The sequence below is a fragment of the Winslowiella iniecta genome (genome assembly GCF_001267535.1).
Lineage (GTDB): Bacteria > Pseudomonadota > Gammaproteobacteria > Enterobacterales > Enterobacteriaceae > Erwinia > Erwinia iniecta.
This window is the reverse complement of sequence record NZ_JRXE01000036.1, coordinates 33,176-42,422: the sequence shown is the minus strand read 5'-3', so window position 1 is coordinate 42,422 and position 9,247 is coordinate 33,176. Positions and strand designations below refer to the sequence as shown.

Genomic DNA, 9,247 nt, shown 5'->3' with positions numbered 1-9,247 from the left:
TTAAAACCGAAAGTTATCGTACGATACAACTGTCGGTACTTTTGCGTTACATGAGCCGATTGTGATGGCGGGCGGGCTGAATCTTTACCAGTATGCGCCGAATCCGTTAAGCTGGATTGATCCGCTGGGGTTGTCAGCAGAACACCGAGGACGAATCCAGGCACAAGGCGCATCCCTTGAAGAATCTGTTTCATGGCGTCAAGAACACCCCCTTACGGCAGAGGATGCTAAGAAAATGGTGACTGAGTTAAAGGGGAAGCTAAATAAACGTGATTTAGCGCTTAGAAAAGATGCATTCCAAAAGGCAGAGAAGTTCATAACTAATGCTAGTAAATGCGGAGGTGCTGATGCACCTGTCAGTAAAACATTTATGGTGAAAGACACTAAGCATGAACGCGTAGATATTGAAATTATTTCTGGTAAAGCATTTTTGGAGTAAATATGTTTAATAATTATCTTGTTGATGTGAATGAGTATTTGGCACTGGAATCTTCTTTGCAAGATTTCTTTTTTGGCATTGTAAAACATGAAAGTCCAGTGGACTGTCCATATTATAATACTACATTTTCAAATGGGAAACCGTTTATGGATGGTGATCCTATTTTCTCAGCACAGAAAAAAAATAATGGTGAGGTCATTAAGGTCGTTTTAGATGAAGATATTGATTCTATAGGTGAATTTGATAACGAAGTAGATGGTTTTCCCATCCATGTTATAGTTGCTAATATTTCTGCTTTGGAATCAATTAAAGAAAAGATTATTTTTTGGTACGAGGGGGGGAGGAGTGTTTAAAGGATGATGATACATGTTTATATGCATTGAGAGTATTTAATGATGAGCTAAAGTGATGTTTAATATTTATCACTAACGCTATTATTGCCTATAAAAATTGGAGTCAGTTTTGGATATGAATAATTTTCTATTTTCACTGAAATGAGTAAATTACAGATATTACCATCGCCAAATGGTGCAATGTCGAAAACAAATTTAATGAAATTTAATCTTCGTATTCTTTGCTCTGGATTTGTACTGAGTTTGAAGAGTCTTGAGCTGGTACTGTTTATAGTTGGCTTCAAAAAGAGAGCAGTTTTTATGAGTGATAGTCCAGAAGTTTTAGTGAGCTACGAACGAAGCTAGCACTATGATCCATAACTCATTCGGATAATTTTCTAAGATCCGATTAGGGTGGCGGGCGGGCTGAATCTTTACCAGTATGCGCCGAATCCGTTAAGCTGGATTGATCCTTGGGGACTGAGTAGATGCAAAGAGGAATTTGTTTACAAAGGTGATAAAAGGCATCCCGATATTATTTTTCATGAAGGATTAAACCATTAGGTATGAGTAAAAATATTTATCTCCATGCTCTGGATAATACAGCGCCTCCAAGCAATTGTATAAATAAATCCACAAATATAAAAGTTGCGATGATATTTGCATCCCGAGATGAAAGTACAGGATTTGTTTATTCTATGAGAAAGGCCGCCGAGAGTATTGATATAAATAAAGTGTTGGGTGGGAAAACTCCATATGCAGGTGAGTCTGAAATTGCAATAGCTGGCGGAGTGTTACCGAAAGATATTCCTGGAGTTACTCCCATACGTGCTGATGGTAACTTCGCCAGATTTAGCATTGTAAACATCTTTAAGGGAAAGTATGAATAGTTCTAATAAAGTAGTCAAATATCATGACGGAACTGGAATCTATGAAGCTGATGTCGAGTTAATAATCGAAAATTCATGCATTCTAAAATTCAGTTTAAAAAATGGCGATGTATATATTGCAGAAGGAGATGATTTTTTTTCATGTCTGGAAGAGATTAGATCCATAAATAAAGCAATAATTTATTATTGCAAAGGTTGTAAAAGGAATGTTTTTCCATCAAGAATGGCCAGACAGATGGCAATGGGGCTGAGTGCTTATGAAACAACCATAGGCAAACAAGCACGTATTGAGGATCTGGTCGATATATTTGATTATGAAGATAAGGATCTGGTTTCAGATCCTCAAGATCAATATGAATGGCAGCAACGCTGGATTGCAACACTTTGAGATACCGGCATCATCCGAGTGAAGGCGGGCAGCATGCAGTAATACCATAATTAACCGAGATTTTTAGCATCTGGTGGATACGCCGCCGACGCTGCTTGTCGCTATTCAACAGTTGAACTGTTATGGTTAAAATACCTTAGCAGAAGCAAAGCGCACTGCTGCTCTGTTTACAGAGTTTTATCAGTGTGTCCGTTAATGTCCCTGTTATTAACACGCCCTCTCCTCTTTACCTCACCCACTGAGCTTGGCGGGTAAACCTTTCTGCCTTACACTGCTAATCAACAATTGTTATCCCCATTCTGAGGCCAGTCCAGTGTAGAAAAGGATAAATCGTTCGCAAAAATGGTCAAGGCAACAGCTAGCTGAAGACGCCGTATGGCGGCTTGTTAGCCCTTTATGACCGATAAAGCGGCGTTCTGGATTGTTTATAGCCCTCGGATCGGCGAAAATGCCGGCCATTGATGATTAATCGTTGGTGATAGCTGTCCGCGCGGTTTGTGCCGCAGTTTCACCACACCAGACCAGAAGATTCCTCATGTCAAATGCACCGTTTATGCAAGAGGTGGCACGCCGCCGCACTTTTGCCATTATTTCTCACCCCGATGCCGGTAAAACCACCATCACTGAAAAAGTGCTGCTGTTCGGGCAGGCGATTCAGACTGCCGGTACGGTAAAAGGCCGCGGTTCCAGTCAGCATGCCAAATCTGACTGGATGGAGATGGAAAAGCAGCGTGGTATTTCGATTACCACTTCTGTGATGCAGTTTCCCTATCGCGAGAGCCTGGTCAATCTGTTGGATACGCCGGGACACGAAGACTTCTCCGAAGATACTTACCGTACGCTGACGGCGGTCGACTGCTGTTTGATGGTCATTGATGCCGCGAAAGGCGTTGAGGATCGTACCCGTAAGCTGATGGAAGTCACCCGTCTGCGCGATACGCCCATCCTGACCTTTATGAACAAGCTGGACCGCGATATCCGCGATCCGATGGAAGTGCTGGATGAAGTGGAAAGCGAACTGAAAATCGCTTGCTCACCGATTACCTGGCCAATCGGCTGCGGCAAGCTGTTTAAAGGCGTTTATCACCTGTATAAAAATGAAACCTATCTTTATCAGAGCGGTAAAGGTCACACCATTCAGGAAGTGCGCATCATTAAAGGGCTGGATAACCCGGATCTGGATGTCGCCATCGGTGAAGACCTGGCTGCGCAGCTGCGTGAAGAGCTGGAGCTGGTGCAGGGCGCATCGCACGAGTTTGATAAAGACGCTTTCCTTGAAGGCCAGCTGACACCGGTGTTCTTCGGTACTGCACTGGGTAACTTTGGTGTCGATCATATGCTCGATGGCCTGGTTGACTGGGCGCCGTCGCCGATGCCGCGTAACACGGATGTCCGCACCGTGACCGCTGCTGATGACAAGTTCACCGGCTTCGTATTTAAAATTCAGGCTAATATGGACCCGAAACACCGTGACCGCGTGGCGTTTATGCGTGTGGTGTCCGGTAAATACGAGAAAGGCATGAAGTTGCGCCAGGTGCGTACCGGTAAAGATGTGGTGATTTCTGATGCGCTGACCTTTATGGCTGGCGACCGTGCACACGTGGAAGAAGCTTTCCCGGGCGATATTATCGGTCTGCATAACCATGGCACCATTCAGATTGGCGATACCTTTACCCAGGGCGAGAATATGAAGTTCACCGGTATTCCGAACTTCGCGCCAGAACTGTTCCGTCGCATTCGTCTGCGCGATCCGCTGAAGCAGAAGCAGTTGCTGAAAGGGCTGGTTCAGCTGTCGGAAGAGGGCGCAGTGCAGGTATTCCGTCCGGTACATAACAATGATCTGATTGTCGGTGCGGTCGGTGTCCTGCAGTTCGATGTGGTGGTTGCGCGTCTGAAGAGCGAGTACAACGTCGAAGCGATTTACGAATCGATCAACGTCTCGACCGCCCGTTGGGTAGAGTGCAGTGATGTGAAGAAGTTCGACGAATTCCAGCGTAAAAACGAAGTTAACCTGGCGCTGGATGGCGGCGATAACCTGACCTATATCGCACCGACGATGGTTAACCTGAATATCACTCAGGAACGTTATCCTGATGTGGTGTTCCGTAAAACCCGCGAACATTAATCCTGTCGCGAGGTATTAACGGGGAGTGGCCGGTTTAACCCGGTCACTCCCCGTTTTTTTAGGCTATGCTTAACCGCGGGCGAAGAAAACCGCTCACTCTTTGCCCTTTTCACACAGACTCCTCCTAAAAAACCTCCGTTTTTCGGCTTTTGCCAGTTTTTAATCCGTATAAGCCTGCTAAATCCTGATTGTTGACTATGATTATTTCTGTCGGGTGCTGATTCATGTGGTGTTTTACCCAATCCCCGTTTCAACAGTTACGCCGTTTGTAGCTGTAAAGCTCACGATTGTGGGCGCATCAACAGACAGAAGGAATATATCGATGAACAAGACTAAGATTGCAAAAACTCTGATGGCTGTAATGGTAGGTTCTGCGCTGATCAGCGGCTCCGCTCTGGCAGCAAGTACTACCGAAAGCGCGGGTTCTAAAATCGATAGTTCTATGAAAAAAGTCGATGGCTACATGGGCGACAGCTCAGTCACAGCGAAAGTTAAAGCAGCGTTGGTTGACGACGATGCGATTAAAAGCACCGATATTTCAGTGGAAACCCATTCTGGCGTGGTCACCCTGAGCGGTTTTGTCGCCTCACAGGATCAGGCTGAAAAAGCGGTCGCGTTAACCAAGACAGTTGAAGGCGTTAAATCCGTAAGTGACAAACTGCACGTTAAAGACGGTAAATCTCAGTCAATGAGTGGTTATGCCGGCGATGCCGCCACAACCAGCGAAATTAAGGCTAAACTATTAGCAGACGACATTGTGCCGTCACGTAACGTGAAAGTAGAAACTAACGACGGTGTGGTTCAGCTTTCCGGTACGGTTCAGAACGAGGCACAGTCAGAGCGTGCTGAAGGGATTGCTAAAGCCATTGAAGGCGTGAAAAGCGTTAAGAATGATGTGGTAGTTAAACCTTAATTGTCTGTAGCGCGGCTGGTTATCAGCCGCGCAATAAAAGGCACTACCCAAAAAGAAAGAGAAACAGGTTTGCGGAATTATCTCCGCGAAGAGTAATGAGACAGGCAGTTCGATTTTAACTATGGTGAAGGAGAGGCTTATGTTTCGTTGGGGTATTATTTTTCTGATCGTTGCGCTGATTGCAGCTGCATTAGGTTTTGGTGGTTTGGCGGGTACAGCCGCGTGGGCAGCGAAAATTGTCTTCGTCGTCGGTATCATTCTGTTCCTCGTCAGCCTGTTTACCGGTCGTAAACGGCCCTAGTTAAATCGGATATCTGTTTCGATTAAGCTCTGTTAGCGGAGACCAGTCATGAATAGCGACATCATCGTTGGTAAGTGCAAGCAATGGAAAGGCCAACTGTGGTTGATATGGGCGGAATGGTTTGACAGCGATTGCGCCTGGGTCGCAGGGAATAATGACTGGATCTCCGGAATTCTTCAGGAGGATTACGGCAGAGAGCAGCATCAACACGACGCGAACGTCGTGGTACCAAAGGAGCCTTTGCAATAAGGGCTACCGGGTTTGTCATGGCTTATCCTGAGATGTTATAACTCCGTAAGGCTGCATTTTGCAGACAATACCGGTAAGACATCGTTAAGGAATAAGCTGTTGGGTAAACGCATCCCCATTACGCTGGGCAATATTGAGCCCCTGGCGTTAACACCTTTTAAACCAGGTAAAATTGCACTGGTCTGCGAAGGCGGCGGGCAGCGCGGGATCTTTACCGCTGGCGTGCTGGATGAATTTCAGCGTGCGCAATTCAATCCTTTTGATCTGATGCTCGGCACCTCGGCCGGGGCACAAAATTTGTCGGCTTTTGTCTGCGCCCAGCCGGGTTATGCTCGCCGTGTCATCACTCGCTATACCACCAATAAACTGTTTTTTGATCCGCTGCGTTTTGTCCGCGGCGGGCATCTGATCGATCTCGACTGGCTGCTGGATATCACGGCGAAAGAATTCCCGCTGGCGATGACCAGCGCCGAAAAACTGTTCAACAGCGGCAAAGAGTTTTACATGTGTGCCTGCCGCAGTGATGACTACACGCCGGGATATTTTGCGCCGACGGCAGATAACTGGCTGAATATTATCAAGGCGTCCAGCGCCATTCCGGGATTTTACCGGCCGGGTGTCGATCTGGACGGCATCAGTTACCTCGACGGCGGCATCAGTGATGCGATTCCGGTGCGCGAAGCGGCACGGCGGGGGGCCGATACGATTGTGGTGATCCGTACCGTGCCTTCGCAGATGTATTACACTCCGCAGTGGATCAAACGCATGGAGCGCTGGCTGAGTGAAAGCGCGCTGCGGCCGTTGGTCAACGTGATGCAGCAGCATGAACAAAGCTATCATGACACCCAGAAGTTTATTGATAATCCACCGGGCAAACTGCGGGTGCTGGAGATCTTTCCCCCGAAACCATTGGCCAGTAATGCACTCGGCAGCCGGGTTGCGTCACTGAATCAGGATTATCATTTAGGCCGCCGCTGCGGCCGCTATTTCCTCGCCACTCTGGGTCAGTGGCTGAGTGACAGCGCAACGCATGTGCGCCATCAGTTGGTCACGCCGCCCGCGCCGGTGGCGAATCAGCCAGATAACACCACCATTATTCGCGATCCGGTTGCCGGTAATGATGCTGACTATGATGAGGGTTCACGCGCATGAGTTTTGTCGATACCCACTGTCACTTTGATTTTCCGCCCTTCAGCGGCCATGAAAGCGACAGCCTGCAACAGGCCGCCGCGGCAGGCGTGGAAAAAATTATTGTTCCTGCCGTCGCCGCTTCACGTTTTCAGCAGGTGCTGGCGCTGGCTGAAAGCCATTCTCCGCTGTATGCCGCACTGGGTCTGCATCCGATGGCGGTTGCTGAACATAACGATGCTGCCGTGGCGTTACTGGAGCAGTATCTGAAGCGGCGTCCGGAGAAACTGGTGGCGATCGGAGAAATCGGACTCGATCTTTATATGGCGAATCCGCTGTTTGAAAAGCAGCAGGCGTTACTGGATGCGCAGCTGAAACTGGCACGAGATTACGATCTGCCGGTGATTTTGCACTCACGGCGTACGCACGACAAACTGGCGATGCAGTTGCGGCGCATTGAGCTACCGCGTCGTGGTGTGGTTCATGGTTTTGCCGGTAGTCTGCAACAGGCCGAGGCGTTTATCAAAGCCGGTTATGCGATTGGCGTCGGCGGGACGATAACCTATCCGCGCGCCAGTAAAACCCGTGAGACCATTGCCCGTTTACCCCTTGACTCGCTACTGCTGGAAACCGATGCGCCGGATATGCCGCTGTGTGGTTTCCAGGGGCAGCCTAATCGACCGGAACGCGTGGTAAATGTATGGCAAACGCTATGCGAGTTACGCAGCGAAGCGCCTGAATTGATCCGTGATACTCTGCGTGAGAACACCCGCCGCCTGTTTTGCATCTAAAATAATGTGACTTAGATCACTCTATCGAATTTACAATTGCGACTGATTGTATTTTTGTGTGACAGCAATCCGTGCCTTCTGCTTCCCTGTGGTTATAATCGCCCGCGCTTAAGACTTTTGCACATCCGCCAACTTTTGTCGGCGTGCCACTTCGCGACTTTTTAATTATAACGAGGGAAAAATGCAACTTATCATGGGACTGATCGGGATGGTGGCACTGATGCTGTTTGCCGTCTTATTGTCGACAAACCGCAAAGCCATCAAATTACGCACCGTGCTGGGTGCCTTCTTGCTGCAGGTGGGCATCGGTGCATTAGTGCTGTATGTACCGGTCGGACGCAGCGTACTGCTGGGAATGTCGCAGGGCGTTTCCAGCGTGATTGCCTATGGTAATCAGGGGATTTCATTTCTTTTTGGCGGCCTGGCGTCTGACAAGATGTTTGAAATCTTCGGCGGCGGCGGCTTTGTTTTCGCGCTGCGCGTGTTGCCGATAATTGTCTTTTTCTCCTCGTTGATCGCGGTGCTTTATTATCTCGGCATTATGCAGCTGGTGATCCGTCTGCTTGGCGGCGGCTTGCATAAACTGCTGGGTACTTCACGTACCGAGTCGCTGTCGGCGACGGCCAATATCTTTGTCGGTCAGACCGAAGCGCCGCTGGTGGTTCGTCCGTATATCGCCACCATGACGCGTTCCGAACTGTTTGCCGTGATGTGTGGTGGACTGGCATCCGTGGCAGGCTCAGTGCTGGCGGGCTATGCTCAGATGGGCGTGCCGCTGGAATATCTGATCGCCGCTTCGTTTATGGCCGCGCCAGGCGGGTTGTTGTTCGCCAAGCTGATGCTGCCGGAAACCGAAACCAGTCTCGACACGCGTGATGCGGCAGAAATGGTGGCGGAAGATGATAAGCCGGCTAATATCCTCGATGCGGCAGCGTCCGGCGCTTCTTCGGGCATGCAGCTGGCGCTGAATGTCGGTGCAATGTTGCTGGCCTTTGTCGCGCTGATTGCGTTACTGAACGGCATGCTTTCCGGCATCGGCGGCTGGTTTGATTATCCGCAGCTGTCGCTGGAACTGATTCTGGGCTATCTCTTTGCTCCCGTGGCGTTTTTGATTGGCGTACCCTGGGAAGAGGCGATGATCGCGGGTTCATTTATCGGCCAGAAGTTGATCGTTAACGAATTCGTCGCTTACCTTAACTTTGGTGCTTACCTGAAAGAAGATGCCGTGGTGGCGGCTGCGGGTCTGCAGGTGATTTCGGACCACACCAAAGCGATTATCTCTTTTGCACTGTGTGGCTTTGCCAATCTTTCGTCGATTGCCATTCTGATCGGTGGACTCGGCAGCATGGCACCGAATCGTCGTCATGATATCGCCAGCCTGGGAATTAAAGCCGTCATTGCCGGTACGTTATCCAACCTGATGAGTGCCAGTATTGCCGGGGTCTTCCTCGCGCTGTAACGAAAAATGTGAAAATTATCACATGGCCGCGATGGGGAATCTTCATCGCGGCTTTTTTGTTTTTTACCGTCAGAGTCCGGCACATTTTATGTGATTAAAGTCACAATGGTAGTAGAATAGTGGCAGGCGTTTCTTAATCAAATGTGAGTTGACGCACATCAAAGGTGGGGGCTGACTGTTAGAATATTAACATAAAAGCTGGCCGGTGTCGGAAGGCTCATTAAATCTGTTG

10 protein-coding genes and 2 pseudogenes are annotated in these 9,247 nt (G+C 48.7%); all 12 read left to right on the top strand.

The features are described 5' to 3' along the window. Positions 1 to 28: 28 nt before the first annotated feature. A pseudogene (locus NG42_RS23705) lies at positions 29 to 439 on the top strand (hypothetical protein); the annotation flags it as partial. A 2-nt stretch (positions 440 to 441) separates the two neighbouring features. Beyond that, positions 442 to 792: a hypothetical protein gene (locus NG42_RS19840; RefSeq protein WP_052902466.1), complete on the top strand. Its 351-nt coding sequence runs from the start codon at positions 442 to 444 to the stop codon at positions 790 to 792. A 381-nt stretch (positions 793 to 1,173) separates the two neighbouring features. After that, positions 1,174 to 1,263, top strand: a pseudogene (locus NG42_RS23920) (RHS repeat-associated core domain-containing protein); the annotation flags it as partial. A 74-nt stretch (positions 1,264 to 1,337) separates the two neighbouring features. Continuing rightward, the gene (locus NG42_RS22275; RefSeq protein ID WP_072133268.1) at positions 1,338 to 1,661 is read left to right on the top strand and encodes a scabin-related ADP-ribosyltransferase; all 324 of its coding nucleotides are present in this window, start codon (positions 1,338 to 1,340) and stop codon (positions 1,659 to 1,661) included. Then, on the top strand, positions 1,654 to 2,049 hold the full coding sequence (locus tag NG42_RS23700) for a hypothetical protein (protein ID WP_156322200.1): 396 nt from the start codon (positions 1,654 to 1,656) through the stop codon (positions 2,047 to 2,049). The genes NG42_RS22275 and NG42_RS23700 overlap by 8 nt, the downstream gene beginning before the upstream one ends. A gap of 535 nt (positions 2,050 to 2,584) precedes the next feature. Continuing rightward, a complete protein-coding gene (gene prfC, locus NG42_RS19825; RefSeq protein WP_052902462.1) occupies positions 2,585 to 4,174 on the top strand; it encodes a peptide chain release factor 3 in 1,590 nt (529 codons plus the stop codon). A gap of 322 nt (positions 4,175 to 4,496) precedes the next feature. Then, positions 4,497 to 5,087, top strand: coding sequence for a molecular chaperone OsmY (gene osmY, locus NG42_RS19820; protein ID WP_052902460.1), 591 nt, complete (start codon positions 4,497 to 4,499; stop codon positions 5,085 to 5,087). Between the two features lie 139 nt (positions 5,088 to 5,226). Then, positions 5,227 to 5,388 (top strand): DUF1328 domain-containing protein, encoded by a 162-nt coding sequence (locus NG42_RS22270; protein WP_017800599.1) that lies wholly within the window; start codon positions 5,227 to 5,229, stop codon positions 5,386 to 5,388. A 48-nt stretch (positions 5,389 to 5,436) separates the two neighbouring features. Then, positions 5,437 to 5,637, top strand: coding sequence for a CsbD family protein (locus tag NG42_RS19815; protein ID WP_052902458.1), 201 nt, complete (start codon positions 5,437 to 5,439; stop codon positions 5,635 to 5,637). A 99-nt stretch (positions 5,638 to 5,736) separates the two neighbouring features. Beyond that, the gene (locus NG42_RS19810; RefSeq protein WP_052902456.1) at positions 5,737 to 6,789 is read left to right on the top strand and encodes a patatin-like phospholipase family protein; all 1,053 of its coding nucleotides are present in this window, start codon (positions 5,737 to 5,739) and stop codon (positions 6,787 to 6,789) included. Then, positions 6,786 to 7,556, top strand: coding sequence for a TatD family hydrolase (locus NG42_RS19805; RefSeq protein WP_052902454.1), 771 nt, complete (start codon positions 6,786 to 6,788; stop codon positions 7,554 to 7,556). Before NG42_RS19810 ends, NG42_RS19805 begins: the two co-directional genes overlap by 4 nt. Positions 7,557 to 7,737: 181 nt before the next feature. Beyond that, positions 7,738 to 9,015 carry a NupC/NupG family nucleoside CNT transporter gene (locus NG42_RS19800; RefSeq protein WP_052902452.1) on the top strand — a complete coding sequence of 426 codons (1,278 nt, stop codon included), beginning with the start codon at positions 7,738 to 7,740 and terminating at the stop codon, positions 9,013 to 9,015. The last annotated feature ends 232 nt before the right edge of the window (positions 9,016 to 9,247 follow it).